This is a genomic window from Bradyrhizobium sp. 1(2017) (genome assembly GCF_011602485.2).
Lineage (GTDB): Bacteria > Pseudomonadota > Alphaproteobacteria > Rhizobiales > Xanthobacteraceae > Bradyrhizobium.
In genome coordinates this window covers 4,190,634-4,215,276 of sequence record NZ_CP050022.2, presented here as the reverse complement: position 1 = coordinate 4,215,276, position 24,643 = coordinate 4,190,634, and the positions used below count along the sequence as shown (strand labels likewise).

General features: G+C 64.4%; 19 protein-coding genes. 16 read left to right on the top strand and 3 right to left on the bottom strand.

Going from position 1 to position 24,643, the window contains the following annotated elements; all coding sequences use genetic code 11:
* Positions 1-70 precede the first annotated feature (70 nt).
* The 7 genes from HAP40_RS19955 to HAP40_RS19925 all read left to right on the top strand — a co-directional run bounded on the left by HAP40_RS19955 (position 71) and on the right by HAP40_RS19925 (position 7,949).
* Entirely contained in the window at positions 71-1,267 is a 1,197-nt protein-coding gene (locus HAP40_RS19955) for a DUF1236 domain-containing protein (RefSeq protein WP_166816211.1), read from the top strand.
* 442 nt (positions 1,268-1,709) lie between these two features.
* The gene (locus HAP40_RS19950) at positions 1,710-2,525 is read left to right on the top strand and encodes a sugar phosphate isomerase/epimerase family protein (protein WP_166816212.1); all 816 of its coding nucleotides are present in this window, start codon (positions 1,710-1,712) and stop codon (positions 2,523-2,525) included.
* Positions 2,526-2,555: 30 nt separating this feature from the next.
* Positions 2,556-4,193, top strand: coding sequence for an ABC transporter substrate-binding protein (locus tag HAP40_RS19945; RefSeq protein WP_166816213.1), 1,638 nt, complete (start codon positions 2,556-2,558; stop codon positions 4,191-4,193).
* A 3-nt stretch (positions 4,194-4,196) separates the two neighbouring features.
* A complete protein-coding gene (locus tag HAP40_RS19940) occupies positions 4,197-5,180 on the top strand; it encodes an ABC transporter ATP-binding protein (protein ID WP_166816214.1) in 984 nt (327 codons plus the stop codon).
* Positions 5,177-6,163 (top strand): ABC transporter ATP-binding protein, encoded by a 987-nt coding sequence (locus HAP40_RS19935; RefSeq protein WP_166816215.1) that lies wholly within the window; start codon positions 5,177-5,179, stop codon positions 6,161-6,163. The genes HAP40_RS19940 and HAP40_RS19935 overlap by 4 nt, the downstream gene beginning before the upstream one ends.
* Complete coding sequence (locus HAP40_RS19930) at positions 6,163-7,092, top strand: ABC transporter permease (RefSeq protein WP_166816216.1); 930 nt, start codon at positions 6,163-6,165, stop codon at positions 7,090-7,092. The genes HAP40_RS19935 and HAP40_RS19930 overlap by 1 nt, the downstream gene beginning before the upstream one ends.
* Positions 7,089-7,949, top strand: coding sequence for an ABC transporter permease (locus HAP40_RS19925; protein WP_166816217.1), 861 nt, complete (start codon positions 7,089-7,091; stop codon positions 7,947-7,949). Before HAP40_RS19930 ends, HAP40_RS19925 begins: the two co-directional genes overlap by 4 nt.
* Before the next feature lie 47 nt (positions 7,950-7,996).
* Here HAP40_RS19925 and HAP40_RS19920 read toward each other — a convergent pair whose 3' ends face one another.
* Together HAP40_RS19920 and HAP40_RS19915 are read right to left on the bottom strand one after the other, a co-directional pair.
* Positions 7,997-9,370 carry a SagB/ThcOx family dehydrogenase gene (locus HAP40_RS19920; RefSeq protein WP_166819438.1) on the bottom strand — a complete coding sequence of 458 codons (1,374 nt, stop codon included), beginning with the start codon at positions 9,368-9,370 and terminating at the stop codon, positions 7,997-7,999.
* Positions 9,371-9,464: 94 nt separating this feature from the next.
* Entirely contained in the window at positions 9,465-11,711 is a 2,247-nt protein-coding gene (locus tag HAP40_RS19915; protein WP_166816218.1) for a TOMM precursor leader peptide-binding protein, read from the bottom strand.
* A gap of 823 nt (positions 11,712-12,534) precedes the next feature.
* On the opposite strand from HAP40_RS19915, the gene HAP40_RS19910 reads away from it, so the two are divergent.
* From HAP40_RS19910 to HAP40_RS19895, 4 genes are all read left to right on the top strand, one after another.
* Complete coding sequence (locus tag HAP40_RS19910) at positions 12,535-13,494, top strand: VOC family protein (protein WP_246741071.1); 960 nt, start codon at positions 12,535-12,537, stop codon at positions 13,492-13,494.
* Between the two features lie 200 nt (positions 13,495-13,694).
* Positions 13,695-15,545, top strand: a complete 1,851-nt coding sequence (gene ilvD, locus HAP40_RS19905) for a dihydroxy-acid dehydratase (RefSeq protein WP_166816219.1) — start codon at positions 13,695-13,697, stop codon at positions 15,543-15,545.
* Between the two features lie 402 nt (positions 15,546-15,947).
* Complete coding sequence (locus tag HAP40_RS19900; protein WP_166816220.1) at positions 15,948-16,271, top strand: hypothetical protein; 324 nt, start codon at positions 15,948-15,950, stop codon at positions 16,269-16,271.
* Between the two features lie 322 nt (positions 16,272-16,593).
* Entirely contained in the window at positions 16,594-16,917 is a 324-nt protein-coding gene (locus HAP40_RS19895; RefSeq protein ID WP_166819440.1) for a hypothetical protein, read from the top strand.
* A gap of 643 nt (positions 16,918-17,560) precedes the next feature.
* On the opposite strand, the gene HAP40_RS19890 is transcribed toward HAP40_RS19895, so the two are convergent.
* Complete coding sequence (locus HAP40_RS19890) at positions 17,561-18,082, bottom strand: GNAT family N-acetyltransferase (protein WP_166816221.1); 522 nt, start codon at positions 18,080-18,082, stop codon at positions 17,561-17,563.
* A 159-nt stretch (positions 18,083-18,241) separates the two neighbouring features.
* Here HAP40_RS19890 and HAP40_RS19885 point away from each other — a divergent pair, with 159 nt between their 5' ends.
* The 5 genes from HAP40_RS19885 to fabI all read left to right on the top strand — a co-directional run bounded on the left by HAP40_RS19885 (position 18,242) and on the right by fabI (position 24,605).
* Positions 18,242-19,333 (top strand): AI-2E family transporter, encoded by a 1,092-nt coding sequence (locus HAP40_RS19885; protein ID WP_166816222.1) that lies wholly within the window; start codon positions 18,242-18,244, stop codon positions 19,331-19,333.
* A 64-nt stretch (positions 19,334-19,397) separates the two neighbouring features.
* Positions 19,398-21,620, top strand: coding sequence for a DUF3141 domain-containing protein (locus HAP40_RS19880; RefSeq protein ID WP_166816223.1), 2,223 nt, complete (start codon positions 19,398-19,400; stop codon positions 21,618-21,620).
* Between the two features lie 29 nt (positions 21,621-21,649).
* Positions 21,650-22,600: a phosphate acetyltransferase gene (locus tag HAP40_RS19875; protein WP_166816224.1), complete on the top strand. Its 951-nt coding sequence runs from the start codon at positions 21,650-21,652 to the stop codon at positions 22,598-22,600.
* A 5-nt stretch (positions 22,601-22,605) separates the two neighbouring features.
* Positions 22,606-23,820: an acetate/propionate family kinase gene (locus HAP40_RS19870; protein WP_166819441.1), complete on the top strand. Its 1,215-nt coding sequence runs from the start codon at positions 22,606-22,608 to the stop codon at positions 23,818-23,820.
* On the top strand, positions 23,817-24,605 hold the full coding sequence (fabI, locus tag HAP40_RS19865) for an enoyl-ACP reductase FabI (protein ID WP_166816225.1): 789 nt from the start codon (positions 23,817-23,819) through the stop codon (positions 24,603-24,605). Before HAP40_RS19870 ends, fabI begins: the two co-directional genes overlap by 4 nt.
* The last annotated feature ends 38 nt before the right edge of the window (positions 24,606-24,643 follow it).

The window sequence follows — 24,643 nt, the reverse complement described above, 5'->3', positions numbered from 1 at the left end:
TCCTCCTCAGGAACCTTCGCAGCGACGGAACGTTCGCGTCGGTCGTTGCGAATTGTCGAGGAGAGGGACCATGCGCAAGCACTTGATGTTATCGACTGCGGCTATCGGACTGTTACTTGCTTCCGGCTTAGCCTACGCGCAGGCACCCGGCGAGCGTAGGGAGGAACCAAGACGGACCGAGGAACCGGCGAAGGGCGCAGCGCCGCAGCGCGGCGGCGCCCAGGAACGCGTTCAAGAGCGTGCGCAAGGTGCCCAGGAGCGACTGCAGGGTGCGGGCCGCGAGGACAGGGGTGGCGCTGCCAGGCAGGAGGCGAGCGATGACAAGCGCCAGCCGGCCGGCTCTGTCGAGCGCAACCAGCCGAAGGCGAAGGATCAGGCACAAGAATCGCGCGAGCCTTCGCGCGATCGCAATCGTGAGGCGGAGAGCGCGAAGCCGGACCGCGACAGCAAGAGCAGCGCGGAGACGAAGCAGGACAAGTCCGCGCCGCAGAAATCAACGGCCGAGTCCGAGAAGTCCAGGACGGGCCAGCAGAACGAGCGCAACCAGGCCCAGCCGCCGCGCAATGCGGCCGAGCAGCAGCCGCCGGCGCAACAGAACAACCGGCCGGCCACCGCGACCGACACGAACCGGACGGCTCCGACCAACAATGCGCAGACCGCGCCCGGCACCTCTGGCACGCAGACCAATCAGGCCAACACGCAGGTCAATCAGCAAGCCCAGGTGACGAGCGAGAGGCAGGTGCGGATCTCCGAAACGGTGAGCCGCGCGCGGCTGGCGCAACCGGAGCGCAACCTGAACATCTCGATCCGGGTCGGCGAGACGATTCCCTCGCGCGTGCGTCTCCATAGGCTTCCGCCCGAGATCGTCGCGATCGAGCCCGCCTATCGCGACTACGAATATTTCGCGATGGAGGACGAGGTCATTATTGTGGAGCCGCGCTCGCATCGCATCGTCAGCCAGGTGCCGCGCGATCCGTCGCGGGCCCGTGCACAAATGGGAGGCAGCGCCTCGTCGAGCATGGCGGCCACTGGGGCCAGCACCGTGAACTGCCAGGTCATGCGGCGTGACGCCTCGGGCAACGTGGCCCAGGCGGAACCCTCAACCGTTGGCTCGACCGCGCGCACCGATTCCCTGAGCGTGACTGTCCAGATGCCCGGCGGCGGCTCGTCCGCGCCGATCGCCCTCGGCGCTGCCACGGGCAACATCGTCGTCGCGACGCAAGGGCAGGGCGATTGCACGGTGACGCTCGAGCCGCAGACGCGCTAAAGACGACGCCGAAACGACAACGCGCCGCCCGGATGCCCATCCGGACGGCGCGTTGCTGCGTTCAATCTAAAAAGTTTCGAGGTCCGGAGTGCCTAGGAGTCCGGACCTCGTCACCTTGCCCCAGCCTTCAATCCCCCGCCCCATGTGGTCCCCCAACCCCATGTAGCGCGATCAGAGGGTGATGCCCGTGGAAGTGGCCGCCGATCGATGTCCCGCGATGTACGCGAAGCTTGGTAAGCATTCCATTCCGGATCACTACGGACATGAATACCGCTTGCCCTGTGTCCGTTCGGCATCGGTTGCGCGCGTCGTCGCCGGGTCCGCAAGCGAGATCCCGCGAGATGTCCACATCTCCCGTCACCTCGCGACCTGCATTTCACCGGCCTGTCATTGAACTGGTCTAGCGCTGCTCCCGTCATCGCTGACGGCCAAGGAGTACGCCATGTCGAAGCCGGTGTTAGGCGCCGCATTGTCCATCAAATCGATCCCTGCGCATCGCGACTGGCTTCTGGAACGACAGCGCGATCTCGAGATCCAGGATTTCTTCCGCGCCGATCTGCTCGATAGCGACTGGCACAGCACGGCGACCGACATCAAGCAGATGCTCGCAGGCCACACCGGCCGGCTCGGCATTCACGGCCCGTTCTGGGGCTTCAAGATCGACAGCCACGATCCGATGATCCGCCAGGCTGTGACCAAGCGCCTGCTCCAGGGGCTGGACGCCGCCGAGTTCCTCGGCGCGACGCAGATGGTGATCCATTCGCCGTTCACGACCTGGGATCACAACAATCTCGATCTCTATCCCGACAACCGCGGCAATCTGGTCGAACGCGTCAAGGCGACGCTCGCCGAAGTGATTGCGCGCGCCGAAACCATCGGCTGCGAGGTCGTTATCGAGAATATCGAAGACAAGGATCCACGCGACCGCGTGCGCCTCGCCAAGGCGCTCGAAAGCAGCAAGGTCCGCGTCTCACTCGACACCGGGCACGCCAACTATGCCCACATCTCCACCGGCGCGCCGCCGGTCGACTATTACGTCGAGACCGCCGGAGACATGCTGACGCATGTGCACCTCCAGGACACTGATGGCTTTGCCGACCGGCACTGGGCGCCGGGCGAAGGCAACATTCCGTGGGTTGCCGTGTTCCGCGCCCTTGGCCGGCTGAATTCCAACCCGCGGCTGATCCTCGAGCTCCGCAACCACGACGACGTCCGCGCCGGCGCTGCCCATCTCGCCGCGCTTGGTCTGGCCGAATAAACGACATCACAAAGGGCAGGGGTCACACTCATGAGCAAGCTCACCCGTCGCACCATCCTGAAATCCGGCGGCGCTGCCGCAGGCACGCTTCTCCTGCCGCGCTTTGCGATTGGGCAGGCCGACAATCGCCCGTCGGTGACGATCGCCGTGCAGAAGGTGACGAATGCCAACGTGCTCGACGTGCTGCGCGAGCAGTCCAATGTCGGCGAGCGCGTGTTCTTCTCCTCGATTTGGGAAGGCCTGATCTCCAAGAACTGGCGCGGCAATCTCGAAGCCGTGCCGGGACTTGCCACCGAATGGCGCCGCATTGACGACCAGACCGTCGAGGTGAAGCTGCGCCAGGGCGTCAAATTCCACAACGGTGACGAGCTGACCGCCGAAGACGTCGTCTTCACCTTCAGCCGTGAGCGCATGTTCGGCGAGACCGAGGCAAAGAGCCGCTCCACCATCCAGGCCTTCGAGAAGATCCCGACGCCGCGCCCCGGCAAGGAGCTGCCGCCGGATGTTCCCGCGGTCGCTCGCCGCATATGGCCGGACCTCGTGCGCGTCGATGCCGTCGACAAGTACACGGTGCGCTTCTACAACGCGACGCCCGACGTGACGATCGAGGGCCGGCTGTCGCGCTACGGCTCCGACATCACGAACCGCCGCGCCTGGGAAGAATCCGCGAGCTACCTCGACTGGGCGCGCAAGCCGGTCACCACCGGTCCCTACAGGGTCGTCGAGCTCAAGCCCGATGTCTCGCTGACGCTGGAAGCCCATGACGAATATTGGGGCGGCCGGCCACCGCTCAAGCGCATCCGCTTCCTGGAAGTGCCTGAAGTCGCGAGCCGCATCAACGGCCTGTTGTCTGGCGAATACCAGTTCGCCTGCGACATCCCGCCGGACCAGATCGCCGGCATCGAGAAGAACGCGGCGTTCGAAGTGCAGGGCGGCACCATCCTCAATCACCGCCTGACGGTGTTCGACAAGAACCACGCCCAGCTCGCCAACCCGCTCGTCCGGCGCGCCTTTACCCACGCGATCGACCGCCAGGCGATCGTCGACAGCCTGTGGGCCGGCCGCACCCGCGTGCCGAAGGGCCTGCAATGGGAATTCTACGGCGACATGTTCAACGCCGACTGGAGCGTGCCGGCTTACGATCCCAAGCTCGCGCAGGATCTGTTGAAGCAGGCGGGCTACAAGGGCGACCCGATCCCGTACCGGCTGCTCAACAATTACTACACCAACCAGGTCGCGACCGCGCAGGTGCTGGTCGAGATGTGGAAGTCGGTCGGCCTCAACGTCCAGATCGAGACCAAGGAGAACTGGTCGCAGATCAAGGAGCGCGCGCCCACGCGCGCGGTGCGCGACTGGTCGAACTCGGCTGCGTTCAACGATCCGGTGTCGTCGCTGGTCGCCCAGCACGGGCCGAACGGCCAGCAGCAACAGATCGGCGAATGGACCAATGTCGAGCTGAACAAGCTCTCGGAGTTCCTGGAGACCTCGACCGACCGCGCCGCGCGCAAGAAGGCGTTCCGCCGCATGCTGGAGATCGCCGAGCGTGAGGACCCCGCTTATACGGTGCTGCACCAGAACGCGACCTTCACGGCCAAGCCGAAATCGATCAAATGGAAGGCAGCTCCCGCCTTCGCGATGGATTTCCGCGCCGGCAATTTCGAGGCGTAGGCGATGCCGACGCTGGTCAGCATCCGAAACTTGCGCGTCGTCTTCAACGGCGTGCCGGTCCTGCGCGGCGTCGACGTCAGCTTGCACAAGGGCGAGGCCCTTGGCCTCGTCGGCGAGTCCGGCTCCGGCAAGTCGGTGACGTGGCTTGCCGCCCTCGGTCTCCTGCCGCGCCACGCGCAGGTCACGGGCTCCGTGCTGCTCGACGGCCGTGAGATCCTTGGCGCGCCTGCCGCCGAGCTAGATCAAGTGCGGGGCGGGCGCGTCGCCATGATTTTCCAGGATCCCGCGAGTGCGCTCAATCCGGTGCTGACCATCCGCAGGCAGCTTTGCGAGGCGCTGGCGCTGCACCGCGACCTCTCCGGCGAAGCGGTGAAGGCGGAAGCGCGGCGGCTGCTCGATCTCGTCGGCATTCCCGACGCGGCGCGTCGGCTGTCCGCCTATCCGCACGAATTCTCCGGCGGCCAGGTCCAGCGCATCATGATCGCGATGGCGCTCGCCGGAAATCCCGACCTGCTGGTCGCGGACGAGCCGACCACCGCGCTCGATGCCACCATCCAGGCGCAGATCCTGGAGCTGCTCTCCACGGTCCGGCGCGAGATGCACATGGCGATGGTCCTCATCAGCCACGATCTCGGCGTCGTCGCTGAGAACTGCGACCGCGTCGCGGTGATGTACGCCGGCCGCATCGTCGAGGAGGCGCCCAGCAACCAGCTCTTCGCCGATCCCGTCCACCCCTATGCGCAAGGCTTGATCGGCGCGCTGCCGCCGCTCGATGGACCTCGTCGGCGTCTGACGGCCATTCCCGGCACCGTGCCCGACCCGGCGCACATGCCGGCTGGTTGCGCCTTCGCGCCGCGCTGCACGCTGGCGGCCGAGCCGTGCGGCCTTGCCGCGCCGAGCCTGGTGCCGATCGCAAATGACCGCAATGTCGCCTGCATCCGCGCCGAGGCCTCGCGCCGCGCGCTGCTCGGGATCGCCGCCGAATGAGCGTGCCGCTCGTCGAGGTGTCCGCGATCTCGCGCAGCTATGCAATGCGCTCCGGAATGTTCGGCCGCGCGACGGCCGTTCACGCCGTCGACGGCGTGTCGCTGACGATTGCCAGGGGCGAGACGCTCGGCCTCGTCGGCGAGTCCGGCTCGGGTAAATCCACGACAGGCCGCATCGTGCTGGGCCTCGAGCCGCCCGACAACGGCGAGGTGAGGTTCGACGGCAAGCCGATGGCGTCACCCGGAACGTCCGCCTGGCGTGCACAGCGCGCGCGCATGCAGATGATCTTCCAGGATCCGCTGGGCGCGCTGGATCGGCGGCTGCCGGTCGCCGCCCAGATCCGCGAGCCCCTGGACATTCACGGCCTCGGCACGCCCGCCGAGCGCGAGGACCGCGTCCGCGAACTGCTGCGCGCCGTCGAGCTGACGCCGGCGCATGGTGCGCGCTATCCGGGCGCGCTCTCCGGCGGGCAGCGCCAGCGTATCGTGCTGGCGCGGGCGCTTGCCACGAAACCCGATTTCCTGGTCTGCGACGAGCCGGTCAGTGCGCTCGACGTCTCGATCCAGGCGCAGGTCGTGAACCTGCTGTGCGATCTTCAGGCGCAGCTGTCGCTGACGCTGCTGTTCATCAGCCACGATCTGCGCGTTGTCAGGCAGATCAGCACGATCGTCGCCGTGATGTATCTCGGCCGCATCGTCGAGATCGGCAGCGCTGACGATCTGTTCGCGCGGCCCGAGCATCCCTACACCCAGGCGTTGGTCTCGGCCTCGCCGGCACCGGGCCGCCGCAGCGCCGGCCGGATCGTGCTGGCGGGCGATCCACCGAACCCGGCTGCGCGCCCGCAAGGCTGCGCCTTCCACCCGCGCTGCCCGCGCGCCGTCGCACGCTGCAAGAGCGAGGTGCCGGCGCTCGCGGCCGTCGGCGGCAACCGGCAGGTCGCCTGCCATCTCGTCACTGGCGCCGAGACGCGGGATGCGGCCTGATGGGACGCTATTTCGCCATTCGGATCGGACGCGCGGCGCTCACGATCGTGCTCGTCGTGACCTTCGCCTTCATCGTGCTGCGGCTCTCGGGCGATCCCGCGCTGATGATCCTGGGACCGGAGGCGCCGCCGGAGGTGCTCGCGGCATTCCGCAAGGCGTGGGGCCTCGATGATCCGATCTGGGCTCAATATTTCGACTATTTCGGCGCCATCGCCAAAGGAGAGCTCGGCCGCTCCATGCGCGACGGCCGGCCCGCGATCGAGCTGGTGCTCGAGCGCATTCCCGCGACATTGGCGCTGACCTTGCCGGCCTTCTTCTTCAAGGTGGCGCTCGGGATTCCCGCCGGTGTCTACGCCGCGCTGCATCGGGGCTCGGGAATCGACCGCGCTGTGATGATGACCGCGGTCGCCGGCTTCACCGTGCCGAGCTTCGTGCTCGCGCTCCTGCTGGTCCTCGTCTTCGCCGTGCAACTCGGCTGGCTTCCCTCGGGCGGGCAGGACAGCTGGCGCCACGCCATCCTTCCCATTGCGACGCTGAGCCTCGGCGGCGCGGCAGTGCTGGCGCGCTTCACCCGCAGCGCGATGCTGGAGGTGCTGGGCCAGCCCTATATCCGCACTGCCTCGGCCAAGGGCGTGCCCTGGCGCAAGGTGGTGACGTCGCATGCGCTGCCGAATGCGGCGATCCCGACCGTGACCATCCTCGGCTTCATGGTGGGGACGCTGATCGCCGGCGCTGTGGTGGTCGAGAGCGTGTTTGCCTGGCCGGGAGTAGGGCGTCTGCTCGTCGTCGCCGTCGCCAACCGCGATCTCGCCGTCGTGCAATGCATCCTGCTGCTGGTCGCGATGACCATGGTGACGTCCAATTTGATCGTCGACTTCCTCTACGGCTTCCTCGATCCGCGGCTGCGCGCCAAAGGAGCGCACGCATGACCGACGCGACGCTGAAAGACGGCGCCGTCCGCAGGCGCGTCAGTCTGCCGGCGATCCCGGTCTCGGTCGTGCTGGCGATCACCTGGATCGTCGCGATGCTGGTGGTCGCCGCCTTCGCCGAGAAGATCGCGCCTTACGGTTTCACCCAGCTCGATCTGCGCAACCGGCTGGCCGCGCCCGGCAATGCCGCGCACTGGCTCGGCACCGACGAACTCGGCCGCGACGTGCTGTCGCGCCTTCTGGTCTCGATCCGCATCTCGCTGCTGATCGCGTTCGGCGCCACCGCAATCTCGGCCATCGTCGGCACCACGCTCGGCTTCCTCGCCGCGCATTTCCGCGGGGCGGTCGAGCAGCTCGTGTTGATGCTGACCGATTTCCAGGCCAGCATGCCCTTCCTGATCATGGCGCTGGCTGTGCTCGCCTTCTTCGGCAATTCGCTGCCGCTGCTGATCGGCCTGATGGGCCTGTTCGGCTGGGAGCGCTATGCCCGCATCGCGCGCGGCCTTGCGATCTCGGCCAACGCGCAAGGCTATGCCGCCGCCGTCCGCCAGTTGGGTGCAACGCCGTCGCGGATCTACCTCCGGCACATCCTGCCCAACATCGCCTCGACCCTGATCGTCTCGACCACGCTGGTGTTCCCGGAGGTGATCCTGATGGAATCCGGCCTGTCCTTCCTTGGCCTCGGCGTGCAACCGCCGATGACCAGCCTCGGCAACATGGTCGGCTACGGCCGGGAATATTTGACCCGGGCGCCCTGGATCATGCTCGCGCCCGCCACCACCATCGTGGTCACCACGCTGGCCGTCTCCGTGATCGGCGATTGGCTGCGCGACCGGCTCGATCCGACCCTGCAATAGCGCGACTGGCTTGAGGCGTGCGCCGATTTGCCGTCGGACAGCCGCTTCTAGCCTGGGATCTCCGGCTTCTTGCCGCGTCCGAGCGCGAATTGACCGACCGGGCCCTCTATATGCAGTTCCAGTTCCGTCATTTTTGCGAACAGATCGATGTCGGTGGTCCCGATGGCGCAGCCACCAAGGCCCATGTCGGTCGCTGCCAGATAAAACGTCTGAATCAGGCTGCCGACATCCTTCAGGATCAACGCATATGCGATTGAGCTGTATTTCCAGGAGACCCGCCCAAAGCGCGCCGCGATCGTGATCAGGATTTGCGGCTGACCGGGAGCATCCATCGCGAACTGGGCAGCCACCGAGAGCGCCTGGAGTTGTTGGGCGGAGGCGCTGATCGCTACGAGCGTGTGCCCCCCTGCGTCGTAGTGGTAGAGCCCGCGCGCGAGCCCTTCGCAATTCGAGACCGCCAGGTACAATTCCAGCTCGTAGGCGCTGCCAGCCGACGGATAAGGTCTCGTGCTGTAGGTGACCTCGGGACCGCCCTCAAAATACGGTTCGCTCTTCCATTCGGACACAACGCGCGCGGTGGTGTCGAGAAACTGCGCGAGTTCGCCGAGCGTGACCGGACGCTGATCGTCGAAATCCCGTGTTGAATGGCGTTCGCGCAACAGCTTCGGGAAGAGAGAGTCCGGCTCCGAGGAGAATTGACGCAGGTCGATCTTGCTGCCGGGCCAGGGTGGCCGCACCGCGGGCGACGGCGGAACGACGCTCGCATAGGCGAAAGCGGCGCCGACCGGATTGGCTTGCCGGCCCTCCGTGCTCCGGGTGTGAAATACCAGATCATGGAAATCCCAGAGAACGAGATTGCCGTCGCCTTCATTCACGCGCAAGCCGTCGCCACCTTTCGCATCGAGCTTGAGCAGAATCTGGCTTTCCACCAAAAGTTCGAGCAGAAGGAGGTTGAAGGAGAGTGCCTTCGGATCGAGCTTGCCGATCTTCTGAGGCTGCGACAGCGCAGCAAGGGTGGCGGCGATGGCGGGATCGCCAATCCGGAACAGCGCTCCGGCGCGAGGCGATTCCAGCACCATCTCATTGCCGCGCCGGCGCAGATAGGCAAAGCGCGACAACACAACGGTATCACGGCTACCCAGCTTCGCGCGTCGCGGCCAGTAGTCGGGGACTTGGGGCTCGATGACCACGAGCTCCCGCTCGTCACGCGGGGAGGAGAGGCGGTATTCCAGAAGCCCCTGCCGAGCCAGACGATGCACCAGGGCGTCGATTTCCCTGGCGACGATGCCCTTGCCTGCAAACGAAGCGAGCGGAAGACCGGTGTCCAGATGTCGCGCGCGGTCCAGCGCGGCCTCGCTGAATTGTCCGAGGTTGACGGAATAGTCGCCCAGAGAGGCGGCGATGTTGCCGTCCGGCTGCATCTGGAGGGAGAAGCGATGGCTCAATCGGGCAGCAATGTCCGGCGCGATCTTCCTGGTCGGCTTTTTCCCGGGAGCGCGCACGAAAGAGCAGCCTTCAGGTGTGTGGAAGGAATGAAGTCAAATCGCTTTCCGGTCGCGGCCGGTCCAACAATCCGAGCTTTACCGGCACATCGTAAAGGCGGCCCGGCGCGAAGCGGCGATAAAAATGACGCAAGCCGGGAACGAGCACTCTGACGACCGGAACCTCGACGTCGGGACGTGTCTGGTCGAGGACGAGGAAATCGTAGCCCGCGCGGGCCGCGATCTCGACGCAGGCAATGACCTGGTCTCGCGTATTGTCGTGAGGCTCGAGGCTCGGCGCCGGGGGGACGATCGGACGATCACTCGGTGTCAGGAACGGGTAGTCTTCCAGACGCAGCGGGGTGACACCGTCGAGAGTAGGCTTCTCGCCGCTCGCACCGCCCATCATGCTAACGGACATGAATTGGGTTAGCTCGGTGAGGGAGCGCAGCAGGGCTATCCGGCGGTCGAAATGCGCGCCGGAGCCGAACTCGATATTCTCGTGTCCATCCTGCATCCAGTGCATGATCGCCACGTAAGTGGGAATGCCGAGGTCGGTGGTGATATCGAGCACCCACAGCTTGCGACCGGCTTCCGCAAATTGAGTTTGGAGATCCCGGACATAGAAATCGTCGAACTGCTCGAGATCGACCTTGGCGCGCTGCACCCGGTTGTACCACCAGATCGCGTAGGCATCGCGCTCGACCAGTTCGAGGAAGCCCTGGACAATCGCTTCGTCGCGGGTGTTGCCTGCCGCGCAGCCGTTGGAATCCGTATGAAAGCCGCCATAAAAAAAGTACAGGAGGCCCGTCGGCAGATATTTGAAGCGTTTGTCGCGCAGCGATGAGACCGGCGACCACTCGGTCCTCGTCGAGGGATCAAACGGCTCGGGAATCGGATGGGAATCGTCCGGTTGCTGGAGAAATCTGTTCTTGAACTGTGTTTCGCTGAAGAGCTGGACATCGTTGGGAAGAAGCGCGTCGCCAGGCGCGAAATCGGCAAATCGACGCGTGGTCCTGATCTCATCGCCCTGGAAAATGCCCGAATAGCGTTCGATCGATTCCATCAGCGCGCTGGCTTCGCCCTGTTCGGCGGTCGAGCCCTTGCCAAAGCTGCCGCCGCTCAATCCGGACCTGAGCTGGTCGATGCTGTGGGCCGGCGCGGAGAAATTATGCTGGGCGAAGTAGTTGGTGTTCATCGGCAGGTCGAGGTCGATCCGTTCGAGCCTGCTCACCACGCCTGTCAGTGGGCTCACATGCTTGCGAAAGCGCGATACCGTCGACCGCGACGTCACGGTGCGATATCCACCGCTGGTCATGACGAGCTTCTTGCCCTCGGCGATCTCGACGAGGGCTGGAGACCGGCGCGGGTTGCTCAGCTTCTTGCTGCCGCAGGTCGGACATTGCGGACGTCGCGTCACGTAGTGCTTGGCAATCGCGGCACCGGTCAGGTCGAAGCTTGCGATGTGATCGCGCAAATCGGTGCGAAAATCAGAGGCAATTGCCTTAGCGATCTCGACGGCCGCAAAATGGATTCCAGTCTGGCCGACGCTTTCTCTGACGAGCGGCGATATAGCAACCGCGCGCGCCGGTCCCCGGTCGAGAAATCCCTTGATCTCCCGGTTGCGGATCATGCGATCGAACAGGCAGGTCCAGCAGGCGCTCTCGCCCGGTTTGAACACGGGCCCGACCAACGGAAACGGGCCGGAAGGCTGTACCAGCAACCACGGCATCTTGCCGGCCATACGTTCTTGGTTCAGTTCAGCAAGTCGCCGGTCGAGATAGTCGTTCGCCAGCGTGATCGTGAACTTCGGCGCTCGCTTGGCGATTTGAACGCCGAGCTTGCTCAGCGCCGCGGTCAGCTCCTTGGTGCCTTTGACGTCAATCGACTCGACCTGGACGGGGCAATTGCGAAAGTTTTGTTCCGCGATCTCCAAAGGCATGCCGAGGCTTGCCAGGAAACCGCCGACGGCGTCGTCGAACGCTTTCGGGGTTTGCGCAACGAGATGGCGGCGATCGAGCAGCCGCTTGATTGCTTCCTCGATCTTGTCGACCGGGAAGCGCTTCGAAAGCTGGCGAATGATCTCCGACCGGGCCTTGCCGTGTTGTCCGATCGCGGTGGCGAGGGCGTAGTAGAGTTCGCCGTGCAGGAAAAATTTCCGGTTCTCGGAATAGAGACAAACCGCACCGGGAGGCAGTGCATAGGCGGTGAAGTTCGGTGCAAATCGCAGAATGTCTTTGCGGATCTGCCGCGCGGTGCGGGGCTTGCGATCGACGGTCATCGAGTTAGCGCGCTGCTCCTGTTGCCGTTACGCTGGATATCCGACGCAAGAGGGCTCGTCGCGCCCGCGCGCTGGCATTTCCCCGGAGAATTGAAATGAACTCAGCTGTCACCGGCAAGCCGCCGATGCAAGCGTCGTCGCGAAATAAAGAGGTTGGCCGAACTCTTTCTTGAGGCCGGCCAATGACTATCAACCCGCGAATTTGACATTCAAAACGCGCCGAGGCCTAGCACCAGCGGCAACGGCCCCACGATGCGCAGCAGGCCGCGCATGATACGGCGCATCCCACGACACCCACGGCGCAGCCAACTCCGCAGCCCACCGCGCAACCCGCGCATCGGCAACCGACGCCACATCGGCAACCACGGCAAGCCCGACAGCCTCTGCAGCCACGGCAACCGCCGCATCCGCGCCATGCCAGCTGGACGCGGTCGCCGGCGTTTTCCTTGTCGAAGAGATGGAAGGTGGCGAGGCTGACGTCAGCCATTTCCTCTTCATCGAGCGTGATTGCCTGACCCGTTCCAAAGCGCAGCAATTGTTGTTCGTCCGTTGTCGGCACGGCGGACGCCGATGCGCCTCCCGCCAGCGAGAACGTCAAACCCGCGGCTCCGAACGCCGGCACGGCAACTTTGGTTACTCGCTTCTTCCCTTTAGAAGTCTTCTTCGCCTGCCGCATGGTTTAACCTCCGAGCATTGCTAGAAGTATCCCAGCCGCGGTAAGTCTACGCCCGGGAAATAACGCGAGCAACAATTACGCGCACAAAAGCGCGGCGCCGCACGTTGAGGATGTATTCATCTTCATGAACGGCATCGGCACGGCCAGTTGACGCAACGCATCAACGACCCGCGCTTGGTGCGCGTGCAGCTTAGTGCAATGCCGCAAGCGTCTGGAATCTTGGATGGAGAGATCGGCGTGGCAGATCAATCAGGCTGTTTCGCTTGGTACGAACTCCTGACCACGGATGTCGCGGCGGCGGGCGCATTTTATCGCAAGGCCGTCGGCTGGGCCGTGAAGGATGAATCGACCGCGGAACTGCCTTACACGGTGCTTCGCAGCAGCGGCGCTCCGCTGGGCGGACTTATGGATATCCCGGAAGAGGGGCGGAATTTGGGGGCGACGCCGAGATGGATGGGGTACGTCGCCGTCGACGACCTGGACGCGACCGCGGCACAAATCAAGCGCCTTGGAGGCACGATCCTTGTGCCGCCGACCGCCACGAATATTGGCCGCATAGCGGTCGTTGCCGATCCGCAGGGGGCGACGTTCGGGCTGATCAAAGGACCGACATATGGTCGACGGAAGCCGGGCCGGCTGGACGAGCCGGGGCGCGTTGGCTGGCATGAGTTACTGGCCGCCGACCGTACCGTGATCTTCGATTTCTACCGAGAGCTATTCGATTGGCAGAAGGCCGACGCTCAAAGCGAACCAGCGGCCTGGTATCAATTATTTTCGGCGGGTGGGCAGACGGTCGGCGGCATCCTCACCAAACTTCCGAGCGTAGAGCAGCCGAGCTGGCTGCATTACTTCAATGTCGATGACATCGGTGCTGCCACGAAACATGTGGTTGCTGGCGGAGGACGGATCCTGCAAGGGCCGATCGAATTGCCTGATGGCTGCTGGATCGCACGATGCGTCGATCCCCAGGGAGCCCTGTTTGCATTGCAGGGCGCCCGAGGTTCGACAAGCATTGAGCCGTCCTCGGCTTCGGAAATCGGCTGGTCCGCCAAATGGGGTGGCATTGCCTCCCAGGGCAGAATTATGCTGCCCAAGCCGAAGCGCTAGCTACAGCGTCCGTCCGGCGCCCACCCGACCGTGCAAAAGCCCGCGCCGGGAGCAGGGGAGGCCTGCGATCGGCTGATCTGGGCCGTTTCGGGGCAAGTTCCCGTTGCGCGCGCCCAGCCCGTGCGCTATCCGGCCAGAAAGGCCTGAGGCGGCTCCATATTTTCCCGCCCGGCGCTCATACCCCGAGGACGGAAACCGCCATGCCAGCCTATCGCTCCCGCACCACCACCCACGGCCGCAACATGGCGGGTGCCCGCGGCCTCTGGCGCGCGACGGGCATGAAGGACGGCGATTTCGGCAAGCCGATCATCGCGGTGGTCAACTCCTTCACCCAGTTCGTGCCCGGCCATGTCCATCTCAAGGACCTCGGCCAGCTGGTCGCCCGCGAGATCGAGCAGGCCGGCGGCGTCGCCAAGGAGTTCAACACCATCGCGGTCGACGACGGCATCGCCATGGGCCATGACGGCATGCTCTACAGCCTGCCGTCGCGCGAGCTGATCGCCGACAGCGTCGAGTACATGGCCAACGCGCATTGCGCCGACGGCCTCGTCTGCATCTCCAATTGCGACAAGATCACCCCCGGCATGCTGATGGCCGCGCTGCGGCTCAACATCCCCGCCGTGTTCGTCTCGGGCGGCCCGATGGAGGCCGGCAAGGTCAAGCTGCAAGGCAAGACCAAGGCCGTCGACCTCATCGACGCCATGGTGGCCGCGGCCGACTCCAAGGTCAGCGACGAGGACGTCAAGGTGATCGAGCGCTCGGCATGCCCGACCTGCGGCTCCTGCTCGGGCATGTTCACCGCCAATTCCATGAACTGCCTGACCGAGGCGCTCGGCCTCGCGCTGCCCGGCAACGGCTCGGTGGTCGCGACCCATGCCGACCGCAAGCGCTTGTTCGTCGAGGCCGGTCACACCATCGTCGATCTGGTCCGCCGCTATTACGAGCAGGACGATGCCTCCGTGCTGCCGCGCAACGTCGCGAATTTCAAGGCGTTCGAGAACGCGATGACGCTCGACATCGCCATGGGCGGCTCCACCAACACCGTGCTGCATCTGCTCGCGGCCGCCCATGAAGGGCAGGTGGCGTTCACCATGCAGGACATCGACCGCCTGTCGCGCCGGGTCCCCGTGCTGTGCAAGGTCGCCCCGTCGGTCGCCGACGTCCATGTCGAGGACGTGCATCGCGCCGGCGGCATCATGGGAATTCTCGGCGAGCTCGACCGCGCCGGTCTGATCGACACGTCCGTGTCGACCGTGCACGCGCCGACCATGAACGATGCGCTGGAGCGCTGGGACATCAAGCGCACCAAGAGCGAAGCGGTCCGCACCTTCTTTCGCGCCTCGCCCGGCGGCATCCCCACCCAGGTCGCCTTCAGCCAGGAGCGCCGCTACGACGAGCTCGATGCCGACCGCGAGAAGGGCGTCGTGCGCGATCTCGAACACGCCTTCAGCAAGGACGGCGGCCTTGCCGTGCTCTACGGCAATCTCGCGCAGGATGGCTGCATCGTGAAGACCGCGGGCGTCGATGCCTCGATCCTGAAATTCTCCGGCCCGGCGCGCGTGTTCGAAAGCCAGGACGCCGCCGTCGAAGGCATCCTGGGCGGCAAGGTCGTTGCCGGCGAGGTCGTGGTCATCATCTACGAAGGCCCGCGCGGCGGCCCCGGCATGCAGGAGATGCTCTATCCGACCAGCTACCTGAAATCGATGGGCCTCGGCAAAGCCTGCGCGCTCGTCACCGACGGCCGCTTCTCCGGCGGCTCCTCCGGCCTGTCGATCGGCCATCTGTCGCCGGAAGCGGCCGAGGGCGGCAATATCGGTCTGGTCCGCACCGGCGACCGCATCGCGATCGACATCCCCAACCGCAGCATCAACCTCGAGGTCTCCGACGAGGAGCTGGCCAAGCGCCGCGCGGCGGAAGAGGCAAAGGGCGATGCCGCCTGGCAGGCGCAAGGCCGCAAGCGCAACGTCTCGACCGCGCTGCAGGCTTACGCCGCGCTCACCACCAGCGCCGCGCGCGGCGCGGTGCGCGAGGTGAAGCGGCGCCCGAGATAGGCGCTCGATCGGTCGCGCCGCAGGCTGGCTTTTTCGTTCCGGAACGACGCGCGCTCCCTGTGCGGAGCGCGCGCAGATGCGCGTTGCGGTCCGATGTAGCTGGAAGGGAGGCTGGGAAAGAAACGGCCCCCGCCTCCTGGGGTGTGGGCTATTGGGGGGTGGAGGCGAGAGCCGTTTGCGAAGTGGGCACCCGACGTGCGGGCTCGCCCGCCAGGCACCGATCAACATAATGCATTTATCCCCGTTTTACTATTTAATTCTTATTTATTAAGTTTTATTTGAGATTTAATCGTGCCATCCTGAAGAAGTTACGGAAATCCATTGTTCCGAATCGAGCGGGGATGCGGTCGCCGTATCCAGATCCGTCCGCAACGGTCCGGATTGCCAGTAGCGGAGTAAGCCATGAGTCACTCTCCATCGCTCGTACCGCAGATGACCACCGACCGGGACGTCTATCTCGTGCTCGATGATTTCGGCCGGCGGCTCGGCCGCGCCTGGTGTGAAACGGCCGAGGAGGACGCCAATCGCGCAACCCTGCTCAGGCACCTCGTCGAGGGACAATATCTGCATCCCGCGCGTGTCGTGGCCTTCAATACCGCGGAAGGATGGTCGCGGGATTGCACTGCAGAGATTGCCGACGAGTTGCGTCGCCGCTTTGTCGAATTCGAGGAGACCGATCCCTCGCTGCTGGAGTTCCTGGAAAGAGCGGCGAGGCGCCCGACCTGACGGAGGCGAATGAAACCATTCGGAACGGCGCTTGAACGGAGCACCGCCGCGATGTCCGGCTCGCCGGTGCGGCGATGGCGCTTACGGACTTCGGAGCAAATGCACACCGCGCGTTAATGCGTGTGGTCAATGAGTTCTTACCGGTCGGCCGCAACCGGCCGTTCGCATTAAGGATGCCCGGACGAAGTTCGGCAGCCCTGGATCTTGCGGCGTATACTGCGCCCGACCTTCGCATCCAAATCCATTTCGGGCCAACTGGGGCGCCACCGCAATGTCTCGTACTCTCGCCGTTGTTTTCTCCACCGCCGTCGCCGCGATTTCCATGACGGGCGCAGCCTCCGCCGGCTGCTACAATTGCTACACGCCGCCGCCGTGCACGACCTGCTATCAGCAGCAATACGTCGCGCCGCAATACCGCACCGTCGAACAGACCGTGATGGTCTCGCCGGGCTCCGTCGTCGCGCACCGCACGCCGGCGCAGTACCGCACCGTGATGGTGCCGCAGACCGTGATGGTGGCCCCGCCCAGCGTCCAGTACGAGCGCATCCCTCCGCAATACGCCACGCGCCAGCGCGTCGAGATGGTCTCACCCGGCTATTCCTATTACGCCCCGGTGCAGATGAACTGCGCGTCCTGCGGCTACTGAGTCAGACGCATTGCGGTACCGTTCGCGCGGCGCTCCTTGCGGGGCGCCGCTTTTCTTTTGTGCGGCGTCAAGGTGAGGGACCTTTGAACCGCTGGGCGTGCCGCTATGACCTCAATTTCAGCCCTCAGTTCGGGCGCTCGCCTGTACAGGTTTGGCCACCCGCGCCAGCTTGGCGTTGCCTTGCGCGGGATCTACGTAAGCAGATTGCAGGGAACGTCATGTGAGCGGATCTGCGATCGTTCCTCCCGGACACAGGAGTCCAGCATCTCCAGCTGATGCGCCAATCCGCTATAACTGCGAGCGACGTTCTTCAGAATCGTCGCTTTCTTTGCCGAGATCTGTGCTTCGCAAGCGCGGTCCCTGTAACTCTGCGCGAGTTTCCGGCATTCGCCTGAAGTCATCATGATCGTCCTCCCGCCAGTGGACTGGCGGGAACATTAGCATGGAGTGGGTAACTCTGGACTTGGGAATTTTACGGGTGAGGGCCGATTTTGCCGGTGCTCATAACGCAAAATGGTCACGCCAGTGTCTCGAATCCGGTGAGACCGCTATGGCCCGTAAGGCAGATATTGTTGCCGAGCTCCATCTGCCAATGGACAGAGTGCGGTCGTGCTTAGTTTCAGACGTCGCCCGAGAGGTGCGATCAGGTCAGCGTCAGTGCCATATGAACTGTATGAGGATCGCGACGTTCTGCGCGCTCGAACCCAAATCTGCGAAAAAGCCTGAGCATCGCAGCGTTGTTCGGCAGCACCTCCGCGGTCAATTCCTTCAGCCCGGCTTCGCGGGCGAGGCTGATCAGGTGACGCAGCAGCAGCCCGCCGATGCCGCGTCCTTGCCAGGCGTCGATCACCATGAAGGCCGTCTCGGCGCAGCCCGGACCGGCTGCGACATATCGCGCGCCGCCCACGATGGTGCTCCGACCTGCATCCGCCACGCAAGCGACCAGTGCCACATGGTTCTTGAAGTCGACTTCGACGAAAAAGGCGCGCTCTTTTTCGGAGAAATGACGTTTCAGCATGAAGAAGCGGCGCTGGAGGGACTCCGCGCCCACCTCGCCGAGCGCGGCCAGCATGGCGGCCTCGTCATCTGGCCGGAGCGCGCGGATCTCCACGCCCGTACCGTCGCGGAGCTGTTCGTTTCGCGTGTAACTTGCTGCGTCAAGCATGCTTCACGTCGCGATTGTTGGGCCGCTGGGTGGCCACGGCATCCGTCCGATCAGGCCGCCTTCAATCCTTTGCCGCTTGATTTGGATCAAGCCTGCAGTGCGAGTCCGGTCGCTAGGCTTTCCGCACGGAGTTAATCAGCCAGGCGCAGGCCTCAGACCGTGAAGACACTTCGCCAACTTTTTTCCACGAGTGACGTCGTTCAGCTCGTTATCCGGCTCGGCCTGCTTGCGCTGCTGATCCTGTGGACGCTCGTGATCATCCGTCCCTTCGTGCCAATCCTGGCCTGGAGCGCGGTGCTTGCGGTGGCGTTCTATCCGGTCTTCAGCTGGCTCGCGAAATGTCTGGGCGGCCGCCCGCGGACAGCGGCGGTGCTCCTCACCGTCACCATGCTTGGCATCGTCATCGGTCCGGCGGCCTGGCTCGGCCTCAGTGCGGTCGAGGGGGTCAGGGAGCTTGCCGGGCAACTCGGCAGCGGCGATCTCGTGCTGCAGGCGGCGCCGGAGCGGATCAAGGACTGGCCGCTGGTCGGGCCGCAGCTCTACGATTTCTGGAATCAGGCCTACACCAACATCCGCGCGGCCGTGCGCGAGGTTGCGCCATATCTGAAGCCGATTGCCGGCAAGATGCTGTCATTCGCGGGCAGCGCCGGCCTCGGCACGTTGCAATTCCTGATGTCGGTGCTGGTCGCCGGATTTCTCTTTCCATATGGTCCGCAGCTCGTCAGCGCAATCCGCGGCTTCCTGTTCCGCATCGTGCCGGAACAGAGCGAACATTTCCTCGAGCTGGCGGGCGGGACCATCCGGGCGGTCTCGCAAGGGGTCATCGGCGTCGCCATCATTCAGGCGCTGCTCGCCGGAATCGGATTCAAGCTGGCGGTCATCCCGAGCGCGGGGCTGCTCGCCGTCATCGTTCTGCTGCTGTCGATCGTGCAGATCGGTGCGGCGATCGTCATCATTCCGGTCGTCATCTGGATCTGGATGGACAAGGACGTCACGACGGCGCTGCTTCTGACTGTATATCTCGTCATCGTCGGTGTTCTCGACAACATCCTGAAGCCGCTGGTCATGGGACGGGGTCTCTCCACGCCGGCACTCGTCATCCTGATCGGAGTGATCGGCGGCACGCTCGCACATGGGATCATCGGGCTGTTCATCGGACCGATCATTCTCTCGGTCGCGTGGGAACTCGCAGCGGCCTGGATCCGGATCGACCGGGCCGCGCCGCCTGCGCAGCTTGTTGCTGACCGTTGACTTAAATCAACGTCCCGGCGACGGCGGCGCAGCTTGAATGCCTTGCGCGACGACGAGGTCGAACATGGCCATTGAAAATCTGAAACTGCCCGATGGCCCGCTCTCCGGGCTGGTCGCTTCGGCCGTGGAATACATGGTCGATGCGGGACAGCGCAGCGTCCTCTTTTTGGACATCATGCGCCAGCGCGGCGACCAGTATCGCGAGCATGTCGCGCAAACCGCGCCGCATGTCCTGCAATATACAGCTGAATTGATCACGGATGGCCGGAAGTTCGATGAGCCGGTCAACTATGCGCTGGTGCGCATCGTTCCGCCCAAGGACATCGAAATCGACATGAGCCGGCGGCCATTCGTCGTGGTCGATCCGCGCGCCGGCCACGGTCCTGGAATCGGCGGCTTCAAGGCGGACAGCGAGATTGGCGTCGCGATGAAGGCGGGGCATCCCTGCTACTTCATCGGGTTCCTGCCCGAGCCCGTGCCCGGCCAGACCATCGAGCGCATCGCGCGGGCGGAAGCGAAATTCATCGAGACCGTCATCGACCGCCATCCCGAAGCGGACGGCAAGCCCTGCGTGATCGGCAATTGCCAGGCCGGCTGGGCCGTCATGATTCTGGCATCGTTGCGACCTGAGCTATTCGGCCCCCTTATCATCGCCGGCGCGCCGCTCGCCTATTGGGCAGGCGTGCACGGCAAATACCCGATGCGTTATTCCGGTGGCCTGTTGGGTGGAAGCTGGCTCACGGCGCTCACCAGTGATCTCGGCGCCGGCAAGTTCGACGGTGCCTGGCTGGTGCAGAATTTCGAGAACCAGAACCCCTCGAATACGCTCTGGACCAAGCAGTACAACGTCTATTCCAAGGTCGATACCGAGGCTGAACGCTACCTCGACTTCGAGCGCTGGTGGGGCGGGCACGTCAACCTCAATGCCGAAGAGATCCAGTTCATCGTCGATGAGCTGTTCATCGGCAATAATCTTGCCGCGGGCCGGATCGAGATGTCGGACGGGCAGACAGTCGATCTGCGCAACATCCGTTCGCCGATCGTCGTGTTCTGCTCCAAGGGTGACAACGTCACCCCGCCGCAGCAGGCGCTAGACTGGATTCTAGACTGCTATTCCAGCGTCGACGAGATCAGGGCTTACGGCCAAACCATCGTGTATACCGTTCATGACAGCATCGGCCATCTCGGCATCTTCGTGTCCGGCGGTGTGGCCAAGAAGGAGCACGCGGAATTCTCCAGCAATATTGACCTTATCGACGTGCTGCCGCCCGGGCTCTATGAGGCCACTTTCGAGGCCCGCGGTAACGAGACGCTCAACGCCGATCTGGCGGCTGGGCAATGGGTGATGCGTTGCGAAGCTCGGACGCTGGACGACATCCGGGCAATGGGCGGCAATTCTCCCGAGGATGAGCGGCGGTTTGCTGCCGCCAAGCGCGTCTCGGAGCTCAATCTCGCGGCCTATCAGAAATTCTTGCGGCCTGTCGTGAAGGGCATGGTGACGCCGCAACTCGCGGAATGGGCCCGCAACATGCACCCGCTGCGACTGCAATATGAAGTCTTCAGCAGCCAAAATCCCTGGATGTCCACGGTCAAGGCGGTTGCCGACCGGGTCGAGGACAATCGCAAGCCCGTATCGAAAGACAATCCGTTCCTGGCGTTCCAGGAGCAGATGTCCAAGCAGATCGTCCATGCGCTGGATAGCTGGCGTGATGCGCAGGAAGCGCTGAGTGAGACCGTGTTCCTGAACGTCTATGGCTCGCCGCTGCTTCAGGCCGCCGTAGGCATTGACCCCGCTGCGGCACCATCCCGCCGCCGCGAGATGTCGGCCGAGCATCAGGCCATGCTTGCCAGGCGGATTGCCGAGCTGAAGTCACGCATCGAGGAGGGCGGCCTGCGCGAGGCGGCGATCCGGGCGCTGCTCTATGTCGGCTCGGCGCGCGGCATGGTCGACGAGCGCAGCATCGAGGCGCTGCGGCGGGTTCGGCGCGACCATGCCGGCCCACGTATGACGCTCGCCGATTTCAAGATGCTGGTGCGCGAGCAATTCTTCATGCTGCTGCTCGATCGCGGTGCCTCGCTCGCGGCCATCCCCAAACTGCTGCCTGAAGACATGAGCCAGCGGCGCGCGGCCTTCACCGCGATCCGCGAGGTGCTGTCGGCGAGCGAAGACCTTACCGGCGAGCGCGCCAGACGTCTGCGGGAAGTTGCCGAGTTGTTCGGACTGGAGGGGGAAGGAGAGTGGACGTCGAACGTCGCCCCTTTCGACCCCAAAGCCAGAGCGTCGTGACGCGCATTGGTGGAAGCGGGAGTGACAGAATGACCGACGCCCAATCCGGCAGCAAGTATGATCGCTTGATAGCCGCGGCGAAGGCCGCGCCGCCGACGCCAACCGTGGTCGTGCACCCCTGTGACGAGACCTCGCTGCGCGGCGCCGTCGACAGCGCGAGCGCCGGCATCATCCGGCCGATCCTGGTTGGACCGGAGCGGAAGATCAAAGATACCGCCGCCAGATTCGATCTCGACGTTTCCGGCTTCGAGATCGTCGATGCCGCTCATAGCGATGACGCCGCAGCCAAGGGCGTCGAGCTGATCCATGCCGCGCGGGGTGAGCTGCTGATGAAGGGCAGCCTGCATACCGACGAGCTGATGCGAGCGGTTACGGCCAAGGTCGGCGGCCTGCGGACCGACCGGCGCATCAGCCATGTCTTCGTCATGGACGTACCGGCCTATGCCGAGACCATCTTCGTGACGGATGCCGCCATCAACATCTTCCCCGATCTCGACGCCAAGCGCGACATCATCCAGAACGCGATCGATTTCTTCAACCAAGCGGGCTTCGGCCAGACGCCGCGGGTTGCAATCCTGTCGGCGGTCGAGACCGTGACGTCGAAAATCCCCTCGACGATCGAGGCGGCAGCGCTCTGCAAGATGGCCGATCGCGGCCAGATCACCGGCGGTTTGCTCGATGGTCCGTTGGCCTTCGACAATGCCATTGACCCCGAGGCTGCGCGGATCAAGGGCATCACGTCCGAAGTTGCCGGCAGGGCCCAGATCCTCATGGTTCCAGACCTGGAGTCAGGCAACATGCTCGCCAAGAACCTCGCCTATTTCGCCAAAGCGGACGGCGCCGGCATCGTGCTCGGCGCCCGGGTGCCCGTCGTCCTGACCTCCCGCGCGGATTCCCCGCGGGCACGGATGGCCTCCTGTGCGGTGGCTGCGCTCTACGCTTATGCGAGGCGCCAGAAGGCGCCGACAGTCGCGGCTTGACGACCATGGATACCATCCTCGTCGTCAACGCCGGCTCCTCGAGCGTCAAGTTCCAGGTGTTTGCCGTCGAGGGCGAGGGCCGGCTTCGTCGGATGATCAAGGGCCAGGTGGACGGTATCGGCAGTCGTCCGCGGCTGCGCGCGAACGGCGCTGGTGGCGATGCCATGGCCGACCGGGCCTATCCGATCGAGGCGATTCCTGACGTTCCAGCGGCCATGAACGTGGCAGGCGACTGGCTGCGGAGCGAGGTTCGTGTCAATCCTCTCGCCGTTGGGCACCGTGTGGTCCACGGTGGCCCGGACTATGAGCGGCCGGTTCTGGTCGATCATGGGGTGGTGTCGCGGCTGGAGCGGTTCGTCGCGCTGGCGCCATTGCACCAGCCGCACAATCTCGCTCCGATCCGTTCGATCCTTGCCAACTTCCCGACGGTGCCACAGGTTGCATGCTTCGACACTGCATTTCACCGCAGGCATGGCCCGTTGGCCGATCGTTACGCCATCCCGCACCAGCTCCACGCCGAAGGCGTGCGGCGCTACGGCTTCCACGGGCTCTCTTATGAATACATCTCCAGGAGCCTGCCGCAGATCGCGCCTGATATCGCGAAGCTCCGGGTGATCGTCGCCCATCTCGGCAGCGGTGCGTCGATGTGCGCCATGAAGGGCGGGCTCAGCGTCGAGAGCACGATGGGATTCACCGCGCTCGACGGGCTGCCGATGGGCACACGTCCCGGCCAGCTCGATCCGGGCGTCGTGCTGTACCTGATATCGGAAAAGGGCATGTCAGCCGCAAAGGTGCAGGATTTCCTTTATCGCGACTGCGGCTTGAAAGGTCTCTCCGGCGTCAGCAACGACATGCGCGAGCTCGAGGCGAGCACCGATCCGCAAGCGAAGCTCGCGGTCGATTACTTCACCTATCGCATCGGTCTCAACGCCGGCATGCTCGCCGCTGCGCTTCAGGGCCTCGATGCCTTCGTCTTCACGGCCGGCATCGGCGAAAACTCGAGCGGCATCCGTGCTCGTGTGGCAGAGCAGCTCGGCTGGCTCGGCGTGGCACTCGATGCCGCCGAGAACGCCCGCCATTCGCGCCTGATATCGGCGAAGTCCAGCCGCATTCCCGTCTATGTCATACCGACGGATGAGGAATTGATGATTGCGCAGCATACTCTGTCGCTGCTGATGAATGGCCATTCTCCCAATCCCAGAAGTGAGAGGGTGTCATGATCCCAGTATTTCCGGACAGCAAGGTCGCCCTCAAGGGCAAGAAGGGCCTGGTGGTCGGTATCGCCAACGACCAATCGATCGCATGGGGTTGCGCCAGGGCGTTCCGCGCGCTCGGCGCCGATCTCGCCGTCACCTATCTCAACGACCGAGCGAAGAAACACGTCGAGCCGCTGGCGCAGGCGCTGGAAGCGCCGATCTTCATGCCGCTCGACGTCATGGTCGAAGGCCAGACCGAAGCCGTGTTCGAGCGCATCAAGTCGGAATGGGGACAGCTCGATTTCCTGCTGCATTCCATCGCCTTTTCGCCCAAGGAAGCACTGCACGGCCGCGTCGTCGACGTCGGCCGCGACGGCTTCCTGAAGACGATGGACGTCTCCTGCTGGTCGTTCCTGCGGATGGCGCATCTTGCCGAACCCCTGATGAAGAACGGCGGCACGATGTTCACGATGACCTATTACGGCAGCCAGATGGTGGTGGAGAACTACAACATCATGGGTGTGGCGAAGGCCGCGCTCGAGGCCTCGGTTCGCTATGCCGCCGCCGAACTGGGCCCGAAAGGCATCCGTGTGCACGCGATCTCGCCGGGGCCGCTTGCGACCCGCGCCGCGTCGGGGATTCCTGAATTCGACGAACTCATGGACAAGGCGCAGTCCAAGGCGCCGTCGCGCAGTCTGGTCAGCATCGACGATGTCGGCAACGCGACCGCCTTTCTCGCACTCGACGGCGCCAAGCTGATCACCGGCGGTGTGCTTTATATCGATGGCGGATATCACATCATCGATTGATCACGCATGCGCGCTGCATGGGGCTGTTTTCCGACATG

Coding starts and splice junctions, on each gene's coding strand:
- HAP40_RS19955 (WP_166816211.1), top strand. CDS start 71: ATGCGCAAGCACTTGATGTTATCGACTGCGGCTATCGGACTGTTACTT.
- HAP40_RS19950 (WP_166816212.1), top strand. CDS start 1,710: ATGTCGAAGCCGGTGTTAGGCGCCGCATTGTCCATCAAATCGATCCCT.
- HAP40_RS19945 (WP_166816213.1), top strand. CDS start 2,556: ATGAGCAAGCTCACCCGTCGCACCATCCTGAAATCCGGCGGCGCTGCC.
- HAP40_RS19940 (WP_166816214.1), top strand. CDS start 4,197: ATGCCGACGCTGGTCAGCATCCGAAACTTGCGCGTCGTCTTCAACGGC.
- HAP40_RS19935 (WP_166816215.1), top strand. CDS start 5,177: ATGAGCGTGCCGCTCGTCGAGGTGTCCGCGATCTCGCGCAGCTATGCA.
- HAP40_RS19930 (WP_166816216.1), top strand. CDS start 6,163: ATGGGACGCTATTTCGCCATTCGGATCGGACGCGCGGCGCTCACGATC.
- HAP40_RS19925 (WP_166816217.1), top strand. CDS start 7,089: ATGACCGACGCGACGCTGAAAGACGGCGCCGTCCGCAGGCGCGTCAGT.
- HAP40_RS19920 (WP_166819438.1), bottom strand. CDS start 9,370: ATGCAGCCGGACGGCAACATCGCCGCCTCTCTGGGCGACTATTCCGTC.
- HAP40_RS19915 (WP_166816218.1), bottom strand. CDS start 11,711: ATGACCGTCGATCGCAAGCCCCGCACCGCGCGGCAGATCCGCAAAGAC.
- ilvD (WP_166816219.1), top strand. CDS start 13,695: ATGCCAGCCTATCGCTCCCGCACCACCACCCACGGCCGCAACATGGCG.
- HAP40_RS19900 (WP_166816220.1), top strand. CDS start 15,948: ATGAGTCACTCTCCATCGCTCGTACCGCAGATGACCACCGACCGGGAC.
- HAP40_RS19895 (WP_166819440.1), top strand. CDS start 16,594: ATGACGGGCGCAGCCTCCGCCGGCTGCTACAATTGCTACACGCCGCCG.
- HAP40_RS19890 (WP_166816221.1), bottom strand. CDS start 18,082: ATGCTTGACGCAGCAAGTTACACGCGAAACGAACAGCTCCGCGACGGT.
- HAP40_RS19880 (WP_166816223.1), top strand. CDS start 19,398: ATGGCCATTGAAAATCTGAAACTGCCCGATGGCCCGCTCTCCGGGCTG.
- HAP40_RS19875 (WP_166816224.1), top strand. CDS start 21,650: ATGACCGACGCCCAATCCGGCAGCAAGTATGATCGCTTGATAGCCGCG.
- HAP40_RS19870 (WP_166819441.1), top strand. CDS start 22,606: ATGGATACCATCCTCGTCGTCAACGCCGGCTCCTCGAGCGTCAAGTTC.
- fabI (WP_166816225.1), top strand. CDS start 23,817: ATGATCCCAGTATTTCCGGACAGCAAGGTCGCCCTCAAGGGCAAGAAG.